Genomic DNA, 19,438 nt, shown 5'->3' with positions numbered 1-19,438 from the left:
CGAAAGCGGTAGTCCAGTCAACTTATGTGCTGAATGTTGTACCGCTTTCGCGAGCAAGCTTCGCGCCTACAGGTACCGGGTCAGGCTTCGGTCTTGTTCGCAGCAGCCGCTTCAACGGCAGCCTTGATCGTGGCCTGCAGCGAACCATCAGCCGACATTTCAGTCATGATGTCGCTACCGCCGACCAGCTCACCACCGACCCACAGTTGCGGGAAGGTTGGCCAGTTGGCGTATTTTGGCAGGTTGGCGCGGATTTCCGGGTTCTGCAGGATGTCCACGTAAGCAAACTTTTCACCACATGCCATCACGGCCTGCGCGGCTTTCGCGGAGAAGCCACACTGCGGGGCATTCGGCGAACCTTTCATGTAAAGCAGAATGGTGTTGTTAGCAATCTGCTCTTTAATCGTTTCGATGATATCCATGGAGCACCTCGGCTGAACTTTCCGACTCAGAGGTCGGCACGGTGGCGCATTGTAACGGAAACCCGAGCGCCATGCTCGGTCTCCCCGACAGACACAATCAGGCCGCCGCCACCGTCACCGGAACACCGTTCAACGCAGCATTCCCCGACAACTCGTCGAGCTGACATTCATCGGTCAGGTCGTTGGCGCTGGAGCCCGGTTGACTACTGGCGATCGTCATCTGCACGCCGGGCCGTGCATGCCCCCAACCGTGAGGAAGGCTGACCACGCCTTTCATCATGTCCAGGCTGGCGAGCACTTCCACTTCGATCACACCGACCCGCGAACTGACCCGCACGCGCTGCCCGTCACCGAGTCCACGACTCGCCAGGTCATCCGGGTGCATCAACAATTGATGGCGCGGCTTGCCCTTCACCAGACGGTGATAGTTGTGCATCCACGAGTTGTTGCTGCGCACATGGCGACGACCAATCATCAGCAATTCGTCGGCAGCCGGTGCTTGCAGCGCGGCGAAACGGGCAAGGTCAGCGAGAATCGCAGCCGGCGCGGCCTGGACTCGCTGGTTGGCGGTTTTCAGGCGTGGCGCCAGGTTCGATTTGAGCGCGCCCAGATCGACGCCGTGCGGGTGATCGAACAGCGTCGCCAACGAAAGCTTGTGCGCCGAGGCATCGCCATAAAGCCCCATCCGCAGCCCACGATCGATCATCTGCGCCGGTGCAATGGTCGGTTTCAGCTCCTTACCGGTCTTCGCAGCAAAAGCCTGGGCCAGGCCGACAAAGATCTCCCAGTCATGCAATGCACCTTCGGGCTTGCCCAGGATCGCCCGGTTGAAACGGGTGACGTTGCGCACCGCGAACATGTTGAACGTGGTGTCGTAGTGATCGTTTTCCAGTGCGGAAGTCGACGGCAGGATCAGGTCGGCATAGCGCGTGGTTTCATTGATGTACAGGTCGATGCTGACCATGAACTCCAGACCGTCCAGCGCCTGTTCCAGTTGCCGGCCATTGGGTGTGGACAGCACCGGATTGCCGGCCACGGTGATCAGCGCACGAACCTGCCCTTCCCCGCCCGTCAGCATCTCTTCCGCCAGGGCCGACACCGGCAACTCACCGCCGTACTCGGGACGCCCGGACACCCGGCTCTGCCACAGATTGAAATGCCCACCCGACGTCGAAGCCACCAGATCCACCGCAGGTTCAGTGCACAAGGCACCGCCGACGCGGTCGAGGTTGCCGGTGACCAGGTTGATCAGTTGCACCAGCCAATGACACAGCGTGCCGAAGGCTTGGGTCGAGACGCCCATCCGGCCATAGCAGACCGCTGTCGGCGCCGCCGCGAAATCCCGGGCCAACTGACGAATCTGTTCTGCCGGCACCGCGCACAAGGGGCTCATCGTGTCGGCAGTGAATGTGCTGATCGCCTGACGGACTTCATCCAGACCGTCGACCGGCAAATGGCTGTCGCGAGTCAGACCTTCTGCGAACAAAGTATTGAGCAACCCGAACAACAGCGCCGCATCGCCACCGGGGCGCACGAACAGATGCTGATCGGCTATCGCTGCCGTTTCGCTGCGGCGCGGATCGACCACCACCACTTTGCCGCCCCTGGCCTGAATCGCCTTCAGGCGCTTCTCCACATCGGGCACGGTCATGATGCTGCCGTTGGAGGCCAGGGGATTGCCCCCGAGGATCAACATGAAATCGGTGTGGTCGATGTCCGGAATCGGCAGCAGCAAGCCGTGGCCGTACATCAAATGGCTGGTCAAGTGATGAGGCAACTGATCGACCGAGGTCGCGGAAAACCGGTTGCGGGTTTTCAGCAGGCCCAGGAAATAATTGCTGTGGGTCATCAAGCCATAGTTGTGCACGCTGGGGTTGCCTTGATAAACCGCCACCGCATTCTGCCCGTGATACTCCTGAATCGCCGCCAGGCGTTCAGCGACCAGGCTGAAGGCGTCTTCCCACTCGATAGGTTGCCATTCGCTGCCCACTCGCAACATCGGCTGACGCAGGCGATCCGGATCGTTCTGGATGTCTTGCAGGGCAACCGCCTTGGGGCAGATGTGCCCACGACTGAACGTATCCAGCGGGTCACCCTTGATTGAGGTGATCTGCACGCCATTGCCTTCGACCTCGGAGGTCTCGATGGTCAGGCCGCAGATGGCTTCACACAGGTGGCAGGCACGGTGATGGAGAGTCTTGGTCATGGCCAGTCTCTGGTTTGTTCTGGGCGGGCAATATCAGCCGCGGGAACAAAACTATGGCGCCTGACCCGCGAGTGCGCCAGCGACGTTCGTCTTGTGAATCGACGACCATCAGGCTAGCCGATGGCCGTGTACGATCAGTTCGGCGGCAACCTGGGCGGCGGCGCCTGCAACTGGATCTCCTGAATGGTTTCGATCTGTTCCTGGGCGATATGTACGCCGGTGAGCTCGCCGATCAGTCGCCAGTGTTCGTCGAGCCCGGTGCTAATGGTTGCCATGCGATCGATCATGCGTCGACCGGCCGCTTTGGTCACTTCGTCTTCACTGCGCATCAATTCGAAGGACATCGACGTCATGGAAGCGGTGAGGTGGGTCAAGGAGCGGGCCGTGAGGCCGAGTAAATCCATTAAAAGCTGTTCTTTCGATTCCATTCCGAAGGCTTCCTGCGTCACTCGTGAGTTAGTTATAACCCAGCACTTTGTATTAGCAAACGTTTCATCCAGAACACGGTGACAACCGGCGCCTTGAACAACAGACAAGACACGAAACGACCTCGTCAAAACCTGCGTTCGACCACACAGACAGGCTCACTGAGGCTGAGAAATCTTCGACGCCTTCTTTTTGAGCGGTGAGGCCAACGCCGTCCAGATTCCGCCGACCGCCAGCCAAAGCATCACGCCGGACCCGATCAGGATGATAGCTTTCTGGTTTGCCAGGATGCCCAACTGATGAGGCTCGGCTTGATAGACCTGCAACGCGATATCAATGACGCTCACCACTGTGAACCACGCGACCACCAGGGCAGCTCCATGCTTCAGGTCCGGCGTCGATCGCGCGAGTAGCGAAGCTCCCAGGTAGATTCCAATTGCGACCAATCCTCCCACTACCAAAAACTGGGTCGAATCAATCTGCAATCGCGTCATCCCTGAAATTCTTCACGCCGATAAAAGCGCCGACGATGGCGCCCACCACTGCGCTCGGAACGCCTGGATAAATCGTGCTTGCGATAATCGCGAAGCCCATGACCGTAGAAATGACAGCCATATCGAAGGCCGGCGAAACACGACGAAGGCGCGTCAGACCAGTGTGTCCGGGTTTATTGATCGCCATACAGCGCTCCCTCCCTGGGAGTGTTTGACTTTACGCAGTCGAGAATCCGCAATGAGGCGGATAATACCTGAGCGCAATCCGAAACCCGGCACCTGAAAACGTAACAGCAAACAACTCCGCGAGCTTGTAAGGGGCCCGGAGGGCGCTGTTCAGCGGGTCTTCCATTCTTCGCCGGATATCGAGCCAGATCACGGCAGTTATTGCAATCGAGCTTCGGCACCGTGTACAAATGCTGCTCACAAACTCGCAACGCGGATCGCGTTGTATCGCTTGAAACATGTTGGAAACCGTAAAAAAAGCCTCCTATTGGAAAAACGCGACATTTAATGTCAATATCGCGCCTCCCCCTATTTCGTCGCCCCGTGCGGCTTACGCCGCAGGTCTCGCCCGTTTTTCAGTTAAACAAGGCTTTGAGTATCTGCGGTCTGTTGCAAAAAGGTAGTCAATGATGAGCGCAAGGCACTTTCTCTCCCTGATGGATTGCACGCCCGAAGAGCTGGTCAGCGTGATCCGTCGAGGCGTTGAGCTCAAAGACCTGCGTAACCGCGGCGTACTGTTCGAGCCTCTGAAAAACCGCGTACTCGGGATGATTTTCGAGAAGTCCTCGACCCGTACCCGTATTTCGTTCGAAGCCGGCATGATCCAGCTCGGCGGCCAGGCCATCTTCCTGTCGCCGCGCGACACGCAACTGGGCCGTGGCGAGCCGATCGGCGACTGCGCCATCGTGATGTCGAGCATGCTCGACGCCGTGATGATCCGCACCTTTGCCCACAGCACCCTGACCGAATTCGCCGCCAATTCCCGCGTTCCCGTGATCAACGGCCTGTCCGATGACCTGCATCCGTGCCAGTTGCTGGCCGACATGCAGACGTTCCTCGAACATCGCGGCTCGATTCAGGGTAAGACCGTGGCCTGGATCGGCGACGGCAACAACATGTGCAACAGCTATATAGAAGCGGCGATCCAGTTCGACTTCCAGTTGCGCATCGCCTGCCCTGAAGGGTTTGAACCCAACCCGCAGTTCGTGGCCATGGCCGGCGATCGCGTGACCATTGTCCGCGATCCGAAGGATGCCGTGCGCGGCGCCCATCTGGTGAGCACCGATGTCTGGACCTCCATGGGCCAGGAAGAAGAAACCGCCAAGCGCCTGAAGCTGTTCGCGCCGTTCCAGGTGACTCGCGCCCTGCTCGACCTGGCGGCCGAGGATGTGCTGTTCATGCACTGCCTGCCGGCCCACCGTGGCGAGGAAATCAGCCTCGACGTGCTCGATGACAAGCGCTCGGTCGCCTGGGACCAGGCGGAAAACCGCCTTCACGCACAAAAGGCCCTGCTCGAGTTCCTCGTCGAGCCGGCGTATCACCACGCATGAGTCCTCCATTACTGCTTAACCTGCGCAACCTCGCCTGCGGCTATCAAGACCAGCGCGTCGTGCAGAACCTCAACTTGCATTTGAATGCCGGTGACATCGGTTGCCTGTTGGGCTCCTCGGGCTGCGGCAAGACCACCACGCTACGGGCGATTGCCGGTTTCGAACCGGTGCAGGAAGGTGAAATCACCCTCGCAGGCGAGACCATCTCCCGCGCCGGCTTCACCCTTGCCCCGGAGAAACGCCGGATCGGCATGGTGTTCCAGGACTACGCGCTGTTTCCGCATTTGAGCGTGGCCGAGAACATCGCCTTCGGGATCCGCAAGCACCCGCAAAAGGATCGTGTCACCGAAGAGTTGCTGGAGCTGGTCAACCTGAAAAACCTCGGCAAGCGCTTTCCGCACGAGTTGTCCGGTGGTCAGCAGCAGCGTGTCGCGCTGGCCCGCGCACTGGCACCGGAACCGCAATTGCTGTTGCTCGACGAACCATTCTCCAACCTCGATGGCGAACTGCGACGCAAGCTCAGCCATGAGGTGCGCGACATTCTCAAGGCCCGTGGCACCAGCGCGATTCTGGTGACCCACGACCAGGAAGAAGCCTTCGCGGTGAGCGATCATGTCGGGGTGTTCAAGGAAGGTCGGCTGGAACAATGGGACACGCCCTACAACCTGTACCACGAGCCACTGACGCCGTTTGTGGCCAGCTTCATTGGCCAGGGTTATTTCATTCGCGGCCAGCTGAGCAGCCCCGAGTCGGTGCAGACCGAATTGGGTGAGTTGCGCGGCAATCGTGCCTACACCTGGCCCGTGGGCGGTGCGGTGGATGTGTTGCTGCGTCCGGACGATATCGTTTATGCACCCGACAGCGGTTTAAAGGCGCGGATTGTCGGCAAGTCGTTCCAGGGGGCCTCGACGTTGTACCGTTTGCAGCTGCCGACCGGGGCGCAACTGGAGTCGATTTTCCCGAGCCATGCCGATCATCAAGTCGGTGCCGAAGTGGGTATTCGAGTCGCGGCTGAACACCTGGTGCTGTTCCAGGCATCGGGCAGCACGGCTGCGCAGATTCCAGTGGTAGAGTCCGGTGTCCGGCGCTACAGCACCGCCAGCTAATACACGCGGACAAAAAATGTGGGAGCGTGGCTGCTCACTCCCACATCAAATTTGGGTTAACCGAGAATGAGTGTTCCGCTCGCAACCAGCGTCGCATTCCCGCCAATCTTCACCCGGTCCCCTTCCAGTCGGCAGAACAACGCCCCGCCTCGCTTCGAGCACTGATAAGCGCTGAGACTCGTCTTGCCCAACCGCTTCGACCAATACGGAATCAAGCTGCAATGGGTCGAACCGGTCACCGGGTCCTCATTGATGCCGATTGCCGGGGCAAAGTACCGGGACACGAAATCATGCTGACTCCCCTTGGCGGTGACGATTGCACCCGGCCACGGCAGCTTGGCCAGGGCGATCATGTCTGGCTGGCAGTTGAGCACGGCCTGCTCGGACTCCAACACCACGAACAACTCGTTGGAACCCAGAACATCGACCACTTCGACGCCCAAGGCGCGCTCGACATCCAGGGTCACACCCACTTCAGATGGCACGACGGCCGGAAAATCCAGCCACAAGCGCCCGTCCTCGCGGCTTACGCTCAACGGGCCGGACTTGCAGATGAAGTCCAGGCGCTCGACCGGCTCCTTATAGATGTCAAACAACACATGCGCGCTGGCCAGGGTCGCATGGCCGCACAATGGCACTTCGGTCGTCGGGGTAAACCAGCGAATGTGCCAACCTTGCCCTTCACGCACCACGAAGGCCGTTTCAGCGAGGTTATGTTCGGCGGCAATCTTCTGCATCAACTCATCGGCTAGCCACGCCTCGAGCCGATACACCATGGCCGGGTTACCACTGAACGGACGATCACTGAACGCATCGACTTGATGAAATTCAAGCTGCATAACCTTCTCCCTGATTCAGGCGCGGCCGATATCGGCAAACTTGGCCTGAGTGTGTTCGGCCAGCACCGCCGGCGCCAATTCAACTTCAAGACCGCGCCGGCCGGCGCTGACGAAAATGGTCGCAAAGGGCTGAGCGGAGTTATCGATAAAAGTGCGCAAGCGCTTCTTCTGCCCTAACGGACTGATCCCGCCCAACAGATAACCCGTCGCGCGTTGCGCTGCGGCAGGATCGGCCATTTCGGCTTTTTTCACGCCCGCCGCGTGAGCCAGATGCTTCAAGTCCAAAGTTCCGACGACCGGCACCACCGCTACCAGCAACTCACCTTTCTCACTCGCGGCCAGCAGCGTCTTGAACACTTGCGCCGGGTCGAGTCCCAGCTTCTCCGCGGCCTCCAGCCCATAAGACGCAGCCTTTGGATCATGTTCATAACTGTGCACGCGATGTTCGGCTCGAACTTTTTTCAACAAATCCAATGCGGGGGTCATGGCAGCTCCAGAGTGGGCGGCAGTAGAAAAATCCTGCGCTGGATTCTAGGACATTGGTCGGCAAAAGGCTCTATTGCGCCACTGTTTCAGCGGCTTGACGGCACAGGCTACCGTTCGTCCGTGCCAGGCCGGACGCGTGAACAATACGATCATTCACATGACTAATAGTTGAATTGTGACCGACAGTTCACTTTCGACCTTTGACAGCAGCGTTTCTTGTCTATATTTTTTCGAATATGAATACTGTACGAATGTGTCATCGCAGCACCCCAGTAGCAGGCCGAGAACAGGATGGGGATTCTGCCTCGGTGGAAAACGCGCTTTGGCCATGATGAAAGAAGCGCCAGACAACAACAAAAACGAGGTTTTCAATGACAACTGCTTTACAACAACCGTCGCTCTCAAGCCAATGCATGGCCGAGTTTCTGGGCACTGCACTGCTTATCTTTTTCGGCACCGGTTGTGTTGCCGCTCTCAAGGTCGCGGGTGCCAGCTTTGGCTTGTGGGAAATCAGCATCATCTGGGGCGTCGGCGTGAGCATGGCGATCTACCTGACCGCCGGGGTTTCCGGGGCTCACCTCAATCCCGCCGTGAGCATCGCACTGAGCATTTTCGCCGACTTCGAAAAACGCAAACTGCCGTTCTATATCCTCGCTCAAATTGCTGGCGCGTTCTGCGGCGCATTTTTGGTCTACACGCTGTACAGCAATCTATTCTTCGATTTCGAACAAACTCACCATATGGTCCGTGGCACCCAGGCGAGCCTCGAATTGGCGTCGGTGTTCTCCACCTTCCCCAACCCGGCCCTGTCCACCGCCCAGGCTTTCCTGGTGGAAGTCATCATCACCGCCATCCTGATGGGCGTGATCATGTCCCTGACCGATGACAACAATGGCCTGCCAAAAGGGCCGCTGGCACCGCTGCTGATTGGCTTGCTGATCGCCGTGATTGGCAGCTCGATGGGCCCGCTGACCGGTTTCGCGATGAACCCGGCGCGTGATTTCGGTCCGAAGCTGATGACTTTCTTCACCGGCTGGGGTGAAATTTCCCTCACTGGCGGCCGCGATATCCCGTATTTCCTGATTCCGATTTTTGCACCGATTGTCGGTGCCTGCCTCGGCGCTGCCGCGTATCGCGGGCTGATTGCCCGTCATCTGCCCAGCGCCACACCTGCTACACAGGACGCAACACCGGCCATTGACGGCAAACCAAGAACTTCTTGATACCGTAGGCGCGTGATCCTGCCCATAAGATCACGCGCCGGACCTCTCTTCCTTTTTTCGTCCAAGGCAATCGACATGACCGACATTCAGAATAAGAACTACATCATTGCCCTCGATCAGGGTACGACCAGCTCCCGCGCGATCATTTTCGACCGCGACGCGAACGTGGTCTGCACCGCCCAGCGCGAATTCGTCCAGCATTACCCGCAAGCCGGTTGGGTCGAACACGACCCGATGGAAATCTTCGCCACCCAAAGCGCCGTGATGGTCGAAGCCCTGGCTCAAGCCGGCCTGCATCACGACCAGGTCGCGGCCATCGGCATCACCAACCAGCGCGAAACCACCGTGGTCTGGGACAAGACCACCGGCCGCCCGATCTACAACGCGATCGTCTGGCAGTGCCGCCGCAGCACCGAGATTTGCCAGCAGCTCAAACGCGACGGCCACGAGCAATACATCAGCGAGACCACCGGCCTGGTCACCGACCCGTACTTCTCCGGCACCAAGCTCAAGTGGATCCTCGACAACGTCGAAGGCAGCCGCGAGCGTGCGCGCAACGGCGAACTGCTGTTCGGGACCGTCGACAGCTGGCTGATCTGGAAATTTACCGGCGGCAAGGTCCACGTCACCGACTACACCAACGCCTCGCGCACCATGCTCTTCAACATCCACACGCTTGAGTGGGACACGAAGATGCTGGAGATACTGGATATTCCGCGCGAGATGCTGCCGGAAGTTAAATCTTCGTCCGAAATCTACGGCCACACCAAAAGCGGCATCGCCATCGGCGGTATTGCCGGCGACCAGCAGGCCGCCCTGTTCGGCCAGATGTGCGTCGAGCCAGGCCAGGCGAAAAACACCTACGGCACCGGCTGCTTCCTGCTGATGAACACGGGCGACAAAGCCGTGAAATCCAAGCACGGCATGCTCACCACCATCGCTTGCGGCCCGCGCGGCGAAGTGGCTTACGCACTGGAGGGCGCGGTGTTCAACGGTGGTTCGACCGTTCAGTGGTTGCGTGACGAACTGAAGATCATCAACGACGCCCACGACACCGAATACTTCGCCAACAAGGTCAAGGACAGCAACGGCGTGTACCTGGTGCCAGCCTTCACCGGCCTCGGCGCGCCTTACTGGGACCCGTATGCCCGTGGCGCCCTGTTCGGCCTGACCCGCGGCGTGCGTGTGGATCACATTATTCGTGCAGCCCTGGAGTCGATTGCCTACCAGACCCGCGACGTGCTGGACGCCATGCAACAGGATTCCGGCGAACGTCTGAAATCCCTGCGCGTGGACGGCGGCGCGGTTGCGAACAACTTCCTGATGCAGTTCCAGGCCGACATCCTCGGCACTCAGGTCGAGCGTCCGCAAATGCGCGAAACCACTGCACTGGGCGCCGCTTACCTGGCCGGCCTGGCGTGTGGCTTCTGGGGCAGCCTGGATGAGCTGCGCGGCAAGGCGGTGATCGAACGCGAATTCGAACCGACCCTGGACGAAACCGCCAAGGAAAAACTCTACGCCGGCTGGAAAAAAGCCGTCAGCCGCACCCGCGACTGGGAACCACATGAAGGCGCTGAATAAGCCAACCTGAGTACTCGTATCGGTATGTAACTGGTAGGGAGCAGATTCCTGCGGCATCATGGGCAAATTTTGCACGGCAGCCAAAGGAAGCCCCATGAATCTGCCTCCCCGTCAGCAGCAAATCCTCGAACTGGTCCGCGAACGCGGCTATGTCAGCATCGAGGAAATGGCTACGCTGTTCGTCGTTACACCGCAAACCATCCGCCGCGATATCAATCAGCTCGCGGAAGCCAATTTGTTGCGTCGCTACCATGGCGGCGCAGCCTACGATTCCAGTGTCGAGAACACCGCCTACGCCATGCGCGCCGACCAGATGCGCGATGAGAAGCAGCGTATCGGTGAAGCCATTGCGGCTCAGATCCCGGATCACGCCTCGCTGTTCATCAATATCGGTACTACCACCGAATCGATTGCCCGGGCGCTGCTCAACCACAACCACTTGAAAATCATCACCAACAACCTGCACGTGGCCTCGATGCTCAGCGCCAAGGACGACTTCGACGTTCTGCTGACGGGCGGCAATGTGCGGCGCGACGGTGGCGTGGTCGGCCAGGCGAGTGTCGATTTCATCAACCAGTTCAAAGTCGACTTTGCCTTGGTCGGCATCAGCGGTATCGATGAAGACGGCAGCCTGCTGGACTTCGATTATCAGGAAGTGCGGGTATCCCAGGCGATCATCGCCAACGCCCGGAAGGTCATTCTGGCGGCCGACTCCAGCAAATTCGGGCGCAACGCCATGATTCGCCTGGGGCCGATCAGCCTGATTGATTGCCTGGTCACCGACCAACAACCTTCGCCGGCGCTGGCGCAACTGCTGAGTCAGCACAAGATTCGGCTGGAAGTCGTTTAACCCTCTCCAAACAGCGCGCTCCCTTGTGGCGAGGGAGCTTGCTCCCGCTGGGCTGCGAAGCAGCCCTGAAACCGGTAATCGTTGTATTTCAGGAAGAGCGTGTCGACTGATTTGCGTCTGCTGAGCAAGCTCCCTCGCCACAAAAGCCTCCACCCCCCTCATTTAATGTTCGTATATTTTCCTTTTTCGGTCCTTCGATCAGTATTTTCAATCGAAGTTGACTGGCTGTGGGCGGCTTTATGGGCTACCATTTTCGCAAATGAACATTAATGTTCGAATTCCAATACAGAAAATCAAAAGAGCCCGAGGCCAGCCGATGCCCACTTCTACCTTGCCTACGCCCCCTCTCGCTGAGGTCTACGACATCGCCGTCATCGGTGGTGGGATCAATGGCGTTGGGATCGCAGCGGATGCCGCCGGTCGCGGCCTTTCGGTGTTCCTTTGCGAAAAAGATGACCTGGCCAGCCACACTTCGTCGGCCAGCAGCAAGCTGATCCACGGCGGCTTGCGCTACCTCGAACATTACGAATTCCGCCTGGTACGCGAAGCCCTCGCCGAACGCGAAGTGCTGCTGGCCAAGGCGCCGCACATCGTCAAGCAAATGCGCTTCGTGTTGCCGCACCGTCCGCACCTGCGTCCAGCCTGGATGATCCGCGCCGGCCTGTTCCTGTATGACAACCTCGGCAAGCGGGAAAAACTCGAAGGCTCGAAAAGCCTGAAGTTCGGTCCGGACAGCCCGCTGAAAAGCGAAATCACCAAAGGCTTCGAATACTCCGATTGCTGGGTCGACGATGCGCGCCTGGTGGTGCTGAACGCCATGGCCGCCCGCGAGAAAGGCGCCCACGTTCACACCCAGACCCGCTGCGTCAGCGCCCGTCGTACCAAGGGCCTGTGGCATCTGCACCTGGAACGCGCCGACGGCAGCCTGTTTTCGATCCGCGCCAAAGCGCTGGTGAACGCCGCCGGCCCTTGGGTCGCCAAGTTCATTCGTGATGACCTGAAGATGGAATCGCCCTACGGCATTCGCCTGATTCAGGGTAGCCACCTGATCGTGCCGAAACTGTATGAAGGCGAACACGCGCACATTCTGCAAAACGAAGATCAGCGCATCGTCTTCACCATTCCGTACCTCAATCACTTCACCCTGATCGGCACCACCGACCGCGAGTACACCGGCGATCCGGCCAAAGTGGCGATCACCGAAGGCGAAACCGATTACCTGCTGAAAGTGGTCAACGCCCACTTCAAGAAGCAGATCAGCCGCGACGATATCCTGCACAGCTATTCCGGTGTCCGTCCGCTGTGCAACGACGAATCCGACAACCCGTCAGCCGTCACCCGCGACTACACCCTGGCGCTCTCGGGCACTGGCGAAGAAGCGCCGTTGCTGTCGGTGTTCGGCGGCAAGCTGACCACCTACCGCAAACTGGCCGAGTCGGCGCTGGCACAATTGGCGCCGTACTTCACGCACATCAAGCCAAGCTGGACTGCCAGCGCCACCCTGCCGGGCGGCGAAGACATGACCACCCCGCAGGCGCTGAGCTCGCTGATTCGCGACAAGTTCGACTGGGTTCCGACTGAAATCTCACGCCGCTGGGCAACCACCTATGGCAGCCGCACCTGGCGCATGATGGAAGGCGTGCAGAACCTCAACGACCTGGGCGACCACATCGGCGGCGGCCTCTACACCCGCGAAGTCGATTACCTGTGCAGCGAAGAGTGGGCAACCACCGCCCATGACATTCTGTGGCGCCGCAGCAAATTGGGCTTGTTCACTACCCCTGCGGAACAGCAGAAACTGGTGGATTACCTGAGCAAGGTCGAGCAGAACCGCAGCAAGATCGAAGCGGCCTGATCGCCATCCGTTTAAATGAAAGCCCCTGAATCCGACGATTCAGGGGCTTTTTTGCAGGCGCTCATTGCGCCAGATGCAGCAACAGGAAATCAATGAACGCCCTCGTTTTGTGGGGCAAATGCGGGCTGTTGGGAAACACCACGTTGACGGACTGCGAGGGCAGCGAATAGTCGGGCAACAGGCGAATCAGCCGCTCGCTGGCGATGTCGTCCTTGACCACCCAGGCGGGCAGCACCGAGACGCCCAGCGACGACAACGTCATGGAGCGAATGGCCGTGGAAGAGTTGGATTCAAACTGATTGATCCCGTTGATCTCGACAGCCCCTGATTGCGGATGACGCAACGTCCACTGGGTCGGTGCCTGCAGGTTGCTGTTGGCGATCCACGGCACCGAGTTCAGGTCCTGAGGCGTTTGCACCGGGTGACGGGCAAGAAACGTCTGCGTAGCCACCAGGACAATTTCATAATCCGCCAGCTTACGGCTCTTGAAAGCCGAGTCTGCCAAGTTGCCCAGACGAATAACCAGGTCTAACTTTTCCGCCACCAGATCATTGAGTGAAGAGTTAAAGTCATAGCAGAGTTTTATTTCCGGATAGCGCTCTATAAATTGCGGCATCAACGGAAGGATATAAGCCTCGCCGTATTCTATGGTGGAACTGAACCGCAACTTGCCGGTGACACGGTTATGACCTTTCAATACATTATCGAAGGCACTATCGATGTCCGCGACAATACCTTTGAACGATTCATAAAAATCCTGACCTATTTCCGTGAGGGAGATATTTCGGGTATTTCGAATCAACAACGTCGCGGACAGCACATCCTCCAGCGCCTTGACATGCAGGCTGGCCATGGCCTTGCTGATATTCAGGTAATTGGCGGCCTTGGTGTAAGAACCAAAATCGACCACCGCCAGAAATGTCTGTACCCGATTAAGATGAGTGTGCATAGCAATAGAGCTCACTGTTCAATCCCGTCAAACATTGTTTCAAGGATAGTCGTATCGACAGTTCAAGTCCATCGTCCCTATGCTGTGCGACAAAGGGGAAACAACATGACCTATCGCTACAAAGTTGCACTGATATTTCTCATCGGCTTTTTTATAGACTGCATTAACATCTTTATATCGGCGGTCGCACTACCGACTCTATCGGCGGCGCTGCACGTTAGTACTTCAGACGTTGCCTGGGTGGCTAACGCTTATATTCTGGGGCTGACACTGATCATCCCGGTCAGCACTTGGCTGGCCGGTCGTTTTGGCAGTCGGGAAATCCTCACCGCCTCGATGATCGTGTTCACAGCCTCCGTGTGGATGTGCGGGCTGGCCGACAGTTTCAACGAGCTGGTGATCTGGCGCTTCGTCCAGGGGATGGGCGGCGGTCTGTTGATTCCAGTCGGCCAGGCACTGACATTCAACCTGTTCAAGGGTGAGCAGCGGGCGAAAATATCCACGTTGGTCATGGCTGTTGCCCTGATAGCGCCCGCCATTTCACCGACCATCGGCGGCATCATCGTCGACAGCAGTTCCTGGCGCTGGGTGTTCTACAGCAACATCCCGTTCTCGCTGATCGCGGCTTTGCTGTCCTGGTTCTGGATCAATGAAGCGCGGCCGACAAGTTTGCCCCGGCCCGACATCAAGGGTTTGCTGCTGGTCAGCGCCGCACTCGGCAGCCTGTTGATGGGCATGTCGTTGTATGGCGGCGACGCTCCGGCCTGGGTGGCCGCCCTCTTCGTCACGGCCGGCGTTACGTTTGTCCTGCTGTACGGGCTGCACTACCGCCGCTGCAAAAACCCGATCATTGAACTGAGCCTGCTCAAAAGCAAAAAACTCAGCACCTCCATCTTTATCTATTACGCGATTCCCGGTGTGTTCACGGGGGTCAACCTGATGAGCATCTTCTTCCTGCAAAACACCCTGCACTTCAGCGCCCGACTGACAGGGATGTTCATGATCCTCTACGCCATCGGCGCGTTCATCGCGATGCTGATCTGTGGCCGGACCTACAACCGGATGGGCGCCAAGCGGTTGTTTGCCCTCGGCATGCTGTTGCACAGCGCCGGCATCGCCACCCTGTTATTGGTCAACGATCCCTCGGACCTCTGGGTAATAGTCATCGCCTACAGCTTGATGGGGATTGGCGGTGGCATCGGTGCCAACACCGCACAAACCACATCGCTGATGGACTTCGAGGGCAATGACACGCACAAGGCCAGTGTCATCTGGAACATCAACCGACAGATGTCATTCAGCATCGGTGCCGCCCTGTTCCTGATGGTTTTCAACCTGCTCTTGAAGCACTTCGATACCACCCAGGCCTATCACGCGACCTTCGCCATCGCCGCGCTGGCGGGTCTGTTTCCACTCTTTCAACTGAGTCAGTTGAACACTCAAAAGGACTGTCATGCACAACAAAATAGTTGAACAGGCGCACCACAGCGTTCATCACGTGCACGAGTTGATTCAAACCCTGTTCTCCGATGCAAACGGTCAGGGACAGGCCATGCTCGAGCCGCTGATGTCGGCATTCGCCGAGCACTTCAGCATGGTCACCACCTCGGCCGCCATCGTCAGCCGGGCGACGGTCGAACAGATGTTCAAAGGTGCAATCGGCGCCAAGCCAGGTCTGGAGATCATCATCAGCGACCTGCAAACGGTCTGGCAGGAAGGCCACAGCGTGGCGATCCGCTACAAGGAAACCCATCGCCTCGACCAGCGCGAAAGCTCAAGGGTTTCGGTGGCGATCATTGGCCTGCATCACCACAACGCCCAGTGGATCTACCTGCATGAAACGCCGCTAAGCCAGGAAAGTTGATTTTCGATAATCAGCTGGCAGCCCCAAACACTATTCGGTTTTCCGAACACGACCTGTCGGTCGATTCGGTTAACCGGATTATCCTTCACAAAAAAAGAACGCCATAAATATTTAATCCCTTTCTAAATCAATAAGTTAACTTGACTCACCTGGCCTGGCACGAGTCATGCTCTACACTCTTGGACGAATGTCTCTTGTGCACCCACTTCAGGAGCCGTCAGGCATTCGAAGCACAAAAGGGCCGATGAACTGGCTCCATAAAAAAAACAATGTCGAGGAAAATTTGATGCGCATCGTTCCCCATATCCTGGGCGCAGCCATTGCTGCCGCTCTGATTAGCACTCCAGTTTTCGCTGCCGAACTCACCGGCACACTGAAGAAGATCAAAGAGTCCGGTGTGATCACCCTCGGGCATCGTGACGCTTCCATCCCGTTTTCCTATATCGCTGATGCTTCCGGCAAACCGGTCGGCTACTCCCACGATATCCAGCTGAAAATCGTCGAAGCCATCAAGAAAGACCTGGACATGCCCAACCTCCAGGTCAAATACAACCTCGTGACCTCGCAAACCCGTATCCCGCTGGTGCAGAACGGCACCGTGGACGTCGAGTGCGGTTCCACCACCAACAACGTGGAACGTCAGCAGCAAGTTGCCTTCTCCGTCGGCATTTTCGAAATCGGTACGCGTCTTCTCTCCAAGAAAGACTCCGCGTACAAGGACTTCGGCGACCTGAAAGGCAAAAATGTCGTGACTACCGCGGGCACCACGTCCGAGCGCATCCTCAAGTCGATGAACGCCGACAAGCAGATGGGCATGAACGTCATCTCCGCCAAAGACCATGGCGAATCCTTCCAGATGCTGGAAACCGGCCGCGCCGTGGCTTTCATGATGGACGACGCCTTGCTGGCCGGTGAAGCAGCCAAAGCCAAGAAGGCGGATGACTGGGCCGTGACCGGTACTCCACAGTCCTACGAGATCTACGGCTGCATGGTTCGCAAAGGCGACGAGCCGTTCAAGAAGGCGGTGGATGACGCCATCAAGGCAACCTACGCTTCGGGCGAGATCAACAAGATCTACGAAAAATGGTTCATGCAGCCAATCCCGCCTAAAGGCCTGAACCTGAACTTCCCGATGAGCGACGAGCTCAAGGCCCTGATCGCCAATCCGACCGATAAAGCGGCTGACGACAAGCCTGTAGAAAAAAAGTCCTGAATTCTGACTAACCTTATCTCCTGAGAGGGCCACTGCCCTTTCAGGGGATAGTCACTCCCTGCTGGCATTTCTGGAAACACTCGAACCGGTGGTTGTCGAGCCGCTCGTGTGTGCCTGACCACCAGAGTCGGGCGGGAACGGAGCTTCCCCAGGCGGGCACTTGTACATCGAACGATCTGAGGGGAGACCCTAATGAATTACAACTGGGACTGGAGCGTGTTCTTCAAGTCCACCGGCGTGGGCAGTGAGATTTATCTCGACTGGTACCTCTCCGGTTTGGGCTGGACCATTGCCATCGCCGTCGCCGCCTGGATCATCGCGCTGCTGTTGGGCTCGATTCTGGGTGTCATGCGCACCGTGCCGAATCGCATCGTATCGGGCATCGCGACCTGCTACGTCGAACTCTTCCGTAATGTGCCGCTGCTGGTTCAGCTGTTCATCTGGTACTTCCTGGTGCCCGATCTGCTGCCGCAAAACCTGCAGGACTGGTACAAACAGGACCTGAACCCGACCACCTCGGCTTTCCTCAGCGTCGTCGTTTGCCTGGGCCTGTTCACCGCTGCTCGTGTATGCGAACAAGTGCGTACCGGCATCCAGGCGCTGCCTCGTGGCCAGGAAGCCGCCGCTCGCGCCATGGGTTTCAAACTGCCGCAGATCTACTGGAACGTGCTGCTGCCCCAGGCCTACCGGATCATCATTCCGCCGCTGACCTCGGAATTCCTGAACGTGTTCAAGAACTCCTCCGTGGCGTCGCTGATCGGCCTGATGGAGTTGCTCGCGCAGACCAAACAGACCGCCGAGTTCTCCGCCAACCTGTTCGAAGCGTTCACCCTGGCCACCCTGATCTACTTCACCCTGAACATGAGCCTGATGCTGCTGATGCGTGGGGTCGAGAAGAAAGTCGCCGTACCGGGCCTGATCTCCGTAGGGGGTAAATGATGGAATTCGACTTCTCGGGTATCGTTCCGTCCCTGCCGGGCTTGTGGAACGGCATGGTCATGACCCTGCAACTGATGGCGCTGGGCGTCGTCGGCGGGATCATCCTCGGCACCATCCTTGCGCTGTGCCGTCTGTCCCACAGCAAACTGCTGTCGAACCTGGCTGGCGCCTACGTCAACTATTTCCGTTCGATCCCGCTGCTGCTGGTCATCACCTGGTTCTACCTGGCGGTGCCGTTCGTGCTGCGCTGGATCACCGGCGAAGACACCCCGATCGGCGCGTTCGCCTCCTGCATCGTGGCCTTCATGATGTTCGAAGCGGCGTACTTCTGCGAAATCGTCCGGGCCGGCGTGCAGTCGATTCCCAAGGGCCAGATGGGTGCTGCCCAGGCTTTGGGCATGACGTATGGCCAGATGATGCGTTTGATCATCCTGCCGCAAGCGTTCCGCAAGATGACCCCGCTGCTGCTGCAACAGAGCATCATCCTGTTCCAGGACACTTCGCTGGTCTACGCGGTCGGCCTGGTGGACTTCCTCAATGCTTCCCGTGCCAGTGGCGACATCATCGGTCGCTCCAATGAGTTCCTGATCTTTGCAGGTCTCACGTACTTCACAATCAGCTTTGCCGCCTCGCTGCTGGTCAAGCGTCTGCAAAAAAGGTTTGCCGTATGATCTCTATCAAGCAAGTCAACAAGTGGTATGGCGACTTCCAGGTACTGACTGATTGCAGCACCGAGGTCAAAAAAGGCGAAGTGATCGTGGTGTGCGGGCCGTCCGGTTCCGGCAAATCCACCCTGATCAAATGCGTCAACGCCCTGGAACCGTTCCAGAAAGGCGACGTGGTGGTCGATGGCACGTCCATCGCCGACCCGAAGACCAACCTGCCGAAACTGCGTTCGCGCGTCGGCATGGTGTTCCAGCATTTCGAACTGTTCCCGCACCTGACCATCACCGAAAACCTGACCATTGCGCAGATCAAGGTGTTGGGCCGCAGCAAGGAAGAAGCCACCAAGAAAGGCCTGCAGCTGCTTGAGCGCGTTGGCCTCTCGGCTCACGCCCACAAGCACCCGGGCCAGCTCTCCGGTGGCCAGCAACAGCGTGTGGCAATTGCCCGTGCGCTGGCGATGGACCCGATCGTCATGCTGTTCGACGAACCGACCTCGGCGCTGGACCCTGAAATGGTCAACGAAGTGCTCGACGTGATGGTGCAACTGGCCCACGAAGGCATGACCATGATGTGCGTGACCCACGAAATGGGCTTTGCCCGCAAAGTGGCGGATCGCGTGATTTTCATGGACCAGGGCAAAATCATCGAAGACTGCAAGAAAGAGGACTTCTTCGGCGATATCACCCACCGCGCCGAGCGTACACAGCACTTCCTTAACAAGATTCTGCAGCACTAAGTTCTACCACCGCCCCCCTGTGGGAGC

At 58.3% G+C, this 19,438-nt stretch carries 20 protein-coding genes; 12 read left to right on the top strand and 8 right to left on the bottom strand.

All coding sequences use genetic code 11. The features are described from left to right. Positions 1–80 precede the first annotated feature (80 nt). The 5 genes from grxD to QMX98_RS14180 all read right to left on the bottom strand — a co-directional run bounded on the left by grxD (position 81) and on the right by QMX98_RS14180 (position 3,735). Positions 81–422 carry a Grx4 family monothiol glutaredoxin gene (grxD, locus tag QMX98_RS14200; protein WP_010457686.1) on the bottom strand — a complete coding sequence of 114 codons (342 nt, stop codon included), beginning with the start codon at positions 420–422 and terminating at the stop codon, positions 81–83. A gap of 97 nt (positions 423–519) precedes the next feature. Next, complete coding sequence (locus QMX98_RS14195) at positions 520–2,628, bottom strand: molybdopterin oxidoreductase family protein (protein WP_282410937.1); 2,109 nt, start codon at positions 2,626–2,628, stop codon at positions 520–522. A gap of 134 nt (positions 2,629–2,762) precedes the next feature. Continuing rightward, the gene (locus tag QMX98_RS14190) at positions 2,763–3,056 is read right to left on the bottom strand and encodes a hypothetical protein (protein WP_077749897.1); all 294 of its coding nucleotides are present in this window, start codon (positions 3,054–3,056) and stop codon (positions 2,763–2,765) included. Positions 3,057–3,212: 156 nt separating this feature from the next. Continuing rightward, a complete protein-coding gene (locus QMX98_RS14185; RefSeq protein WP_138739082.1) occupies positions 3,213–3,548 on the bottom strand; it encodes a hypothetical protein in 336 nt (111 codons plus the stop codon). Next, a complete protein-coding gene (locus QMX98_RS14180) occupies positions 3,529–3,735 on the bottom strand; it encodes a hypothetical protein (protein WP_010457690.1) in 207 nt (68 codons plus the stop codon). Before QMX98_RS14180 ends, QMX98_RS14185 begins: the two co-directional genes overlap by 20 nt. A 448-nt stretch (positions 3,736–4,183) precedes the next feature. On the opposite strand from QMX98_RS14180, the gene argF reads away from it, so the two are divergent. Continuing rightward, positions 4,184–5,104 carry an ornithine carbamoyltransferase gene (gene argF / locus QMX98_RS14175; RefSeq protein ID WP_010457691.1) on the top strand — a complete coding sequence of 307 codons (921 nt, stop codon included), beginning with the start codon at positions 4,184–4,186 and terminating at the stop codon, positions 5,102–5,104. Further along, on the top strand, positions 5,101–6,210 hold the full coding sequence (locus QMX98_RS14170; protein WP_010457692.1) for an ABC transporter ATP-binding protein: 1,110 nt from the start codon (positions 5,101–5,103) through the stop codon (positions 6,208–6,210). Before argF ends, QMX98_RS14170 begins: the two co-directional genes overlap by 4 nt. 56 nt (positions 6,211–6,266) lie before the next feature. Here the strand turns inward: QMX98_RS14170 and QMX98_RS14165 are convergent, their stop codons facing one another. Together QMX98_RS14165 and ybaK are read right to left on the bottom strand one after the other, a co-directional pair. Continuing rightward, the gene (locus QMX98_RS14165) at positions 6,267–7,049 is read right to left on the bottom strand and encodes a PhzF family phenazine biosynthesis protein (protein WP_010457693.1); all 783 of its coding nucleotides are present in this window, start codon (positions 7,047–7,049) and stop codon (positions 6,267–6,269) included. Between the two features lie 15 nt (positions 7,050–7,064). Further along, positions 7,065–7,535, bottom strand: a complete 471-nt coding sequence (gene ybaK, locus QMX98_RS14160; RefSeq protein ID WP_010457694.1) for a Cys-tRNA(Pro) deacylase — start codon at positions 7,533–7,535, stop codon at positions 7,065–7,067. A 371-nt stretch (positions 7,536–7,906) separates the two neighbouring features. Between ybaK and QMX98_RS14155 the strand changes: the two genes are divergently transcribed. From QMX98_RS14155 to glpD, 4 genes are all read left to right on the top strand, one after another. Then, positions 7,907–8,758 carry an MIP/aquaporin family protein gene (locus QMX98_RS14155; protein WP_077749899.1) on the top strand — a complete coding sequence of 284 codons (852 nt, stop codon included), beginning with the start codon at positions 7,907–7,909 and terminating at the stop codon, positions 8,756–8,758. Between the two features lie 75 nt (positions 8,759–8,833). Next, the gene (glpK, locus tag QMX98_RS14150) at positions 8,834–10,339 is read left to right on the top strand and encodes a glycerol kinase GlpK (protein WP_077749900.1); all 1,506 of its coding nucleotides are present in this window, start codon (positions 8,834–8,836) and stop codon (positions 10,337–10,339) included. 94 nt (positions 10,340–10,433) lie between these two features. Then, positions 10,434–11,189, top strand: coding sequence for a DeoR/GlpR family transcriptional regulator (locus QMX98_RS14145; protein WP_010457697.1), 756 nt, complete (start codon positions 10,434–10,436; stop codon positions 11,187–11,189). A gap of 316 nt (positions 11,190–11,505) precedes the next feature. Then, entirely contained in the window at positions 11,506–13,044 is a 1,539-nt protein-coding gene (gene glpD / locus QMX98_RS14140) for a glycerol-3-phosphate dehydrogenase (RefSeq protein ID WP_010457698.1), read from the top strand. Positions 13,045–13,105: 61 nt separating this feature from the next. Here the strand turns inward: glpD and QMX98_RS14135 are convergent, their stop codons facing one another. Continuing rightward, positions 13,106–13,993, bottom strand: a complete 888-nt coding sequence (locus QMX98_RS14135; protein ID WP_077749902.1) for a LysR family transcriptional regulator — start codon at positions 13,991–13,993, stop codon at positions 13,106–13,108. 105 nt (positions 13,994–14,098) lie between these two features. Here QMX98_RS14135 and QMX98_RS14130 point away from each other — a divergent pair, with 105 nt between their 5' ends. The 6 genes from QMX98_RS14130 (at position 14,099) to QMX98_RS14105 (ending at position 19,411) form a co-directional block, all read left to right on the top strand. Next, positions 14,099–15,466 carry a DHA2 family efflux MFS transporter permease subunit gene (locus QMX98_RS14130; RefSeq protein WP_077749903.1) on the top strand — a complete coding sequence of 456 codons (1,368 nt, stop codon included), beginning with the start codon at positions 14,099–14,101 and terminating at the stop codon, positions 15,464–15,466. Beyond that, positions 15,447–15,857 carry a DUF4440 domain-containing protein gene (locus QMX98_RS14125; RefSeq protein ID WP_077749904.1) on the top strand — a complete coding sequence of 137 codons (411 nt, stop codon included), beginning with the start codon at positions 15,447–15,449 and terminating at the stop codon, positions 15,855–15,857. Before QMX98_RS14130 ends, QMX98_RS14125 begins: the two co-directional genes overlap by 20 nt. Positions 15,858–16,143: 286 nt before the next feature. Next, a complete protein-coding gene (locus QMX98_RS14120) occupies positions 16,144–17,070 on the top strand; it encodes a glutamate/aspartate ABC transporter substrate-binding protein (RefSeq protein ID WP_042933025.1) in 927 nt (308 codons plus the stop codon). Positions 17,071–17,262: 192 nt separating this feature from the next. Continuing rightward, the gene (locus QMX98_RS14115; protein WP_010457703.1) at positions 17,263–18,009 is read left to right on the top strand and encodes an amino acid ABC transporter permease; all 747 of its coding nucleotides are present in this window, start codon (positions 17,263–17,265) and stop codon (positions 18,007–18,009) included. Next, complete coding sequence (locus tag QMX98_RS14110) at positions 18,009–18,680, top strand: ABC transporter permease subunit (protein WP_010457704.1); 672 nt, start codon at positions 18,009–18,011, stop codon at positions 18,678–18,680. Before QMX98_RS14115 ends, QMX98_RS14110 begins: the two co-directional genes overlap by 1 nt. Continuing rightward, the gene (locus QMX98_RS14105) at positions 18,677–19,411 is read left to right on the top strand and encodes an amino acid ABC transporter ATP-binding protein (RefSeq protein WP_010457705.1); all 735 of its coding nucleotides are present in this window, start codon (positions 18,677–18,679) and stop codon (positions 19,409–19,411) included. The genes QMX98_RS14110 and QMX98_RS14105 overlap by 4 nt, the downstream gene beginning before the upstream one ends. The last annotated feature ends 27 nt before the right edge of the window (positions 19,412–19,438 follow it).

Source organism: Pseudomonas sp. PS02303, assembly GCF_029959925.1.
GTDB lineage: Bacteria > Pseudomonadota > Gammaproteobacteria > Pseudomonadales > Pseudomonadaceae > Aquipseudomonas > Aquipseudomonas mandelii.
Note: the sequence above shows the minus strand (reverse complement) of the source record. Positions and strands in the feature narration are given on the sequence as shown.

What these genes read in the sequence shown, in the direction of transcription:
- QMX98_RS14115 (WP_010457703.1), top strand. Translation starts at nt 17,263, where the DNA reads ATGAATTACAACTGGGACTGGAGCGTGTTCTTCAAGTCCACCGGCGTG.
- QMX98_RS14155 (WP_077749899.1), top strand. Translation starts at nt 7,907, where the DNA reads ATGACAACTGCTTTACAACAACCGTCGCTCTCAAGCCAATGCATGGCC.
- grxD (WP_010457686.1), bottom strand. Translation starts at nt 422, where the DNA reads ATGGATATCATCGAAACGATTAAAGAGCAGATTGCTAACAACACCATT.
- QMX98_RS14195 (WP_282410937.1), bottom strand. Translation starts at nt 2,628, where the DNA reads ATGACCAAGACTCTCCATCACCGTGCCTGCCACCTGTGTGAAGCCATC.
- QMX98_RS14105 (WP_010457705.1), top strand. Translation starts at nt 18,677, where the DNA reads ATGATCTCTATCAAGCAAGTCAACAAGTGGTATGGCGACTTCCAGGTA.
- QMX98_RS14135 (WP_077749902.1), bottom strand. Translation starts at nt 13,993, where the DNA reads ATGCACACTCATCTTAATCGGGTACAGACATTTCTGGCGGTGGTCGAT.
- QMX98_RS14190 (WP_077749897.1), bottom strand. Translation starts at nt 3,056, where the DNA reads ATGGAATCGAAAGAACAGCTTTTAATGGATTTACTCGGCCTCACGGCC.
- QMX98_RS14180 (WP_010457690.1), bottom strand. Translation starts at nt 3,735, where the DNA reads ATGGCGATCAATAAACCCGGACACACTGGTCTGACGCGCCTTCGTCGT.
- QMX98_RS14185 (WP_138739082.1), bottom strand. Translation starts at nt 3,548, where the DNA reads ATGACGCGATTGCAGATTGATTCGACCCAGTTTTTGGTAGTGGGAGGA.
- QMX98_RS14125 (WP_077749904.1), top strand. Translation starts at nt 15,447, where the DNA reads ATGCACAACAAAATAGTTGAACAGGCGCACCACAGCGTTCATCACGTG.
- QMX98_RS14170 (WP_010457692.1), top strand. Translation starts at nt 5,101, where the DNA reads ATGAGTCCTCCATTACTGCTTAACCTGCGCAACCTCGCCTGCGGCTAT.
- glpD (WP_010457698.1), top strand. Translation starts at nt 11,506, where the DNA reads ATGCCCACTTCTACCTTGCCTACGCCCCCTCTCGCTGAGGTCTACGAC.
- QMX98_RS14130 (WP_077749903.1), top strand. Translation starts at nt 14,099, where the DNA reads ATGACCTATCGCTACAAAGTTGCACTGATATTTCTCATCGGCTTTTTT.
- glpK (WP_077749900.1), top strand. Translation starts at nt 8,834, where the DNA reads ATGACCGACATTCAGAATAAGAACTACATCATTGCCCTCGATCAGGGT.
- ybaK (WP_010457694.1), bottom strand. Translation starts at nt 7,535, where the DNA reads ATGACCCCCGCATTGGATTTGTTGAAAAAAGTTCGAGCCGAACATCGC.
- QMX98_RS14110 (WP_010457704.1), top strand. Translation starts at nt 18,009, where the DNA reads ATGGAATTCGACTTCTCGGGTATCGTTCCGTCCCTGCCGGGCTTGTGG.
- QMX98_RS14145 (WP_010457697.1), top strand. Translation starts at nt 10,434, where the DNA reads ATGAATCTGCCTCCCCGTCAGCAGCAAATCCTCGAACTGGTCCGCGAA.
- argF (WP_010457691.1), top strand. Translation starts at nt 4,184, where the DNA reads ATGAGCGCAAGGCACTTTCTCTCCCTGATGGATTGCACGCCCGAAGAG.
- QMX98_RS14120 (WP_042933025.1), top strand. Translation starts at nt 16,144, where the DNA reads ATGCGCATCGTTCCCCATATCCTGGGCGCAGCCATTGCTGCCGCTCTG.
- QMX98_RS14165 (WP_010457693.1), bottom strand. Translation starts at nt 7,049, where the DNA reads ATGCAGCTTGAATTTCATCAAGTCGATGCGTTCAGTGATCGTCCGTTC.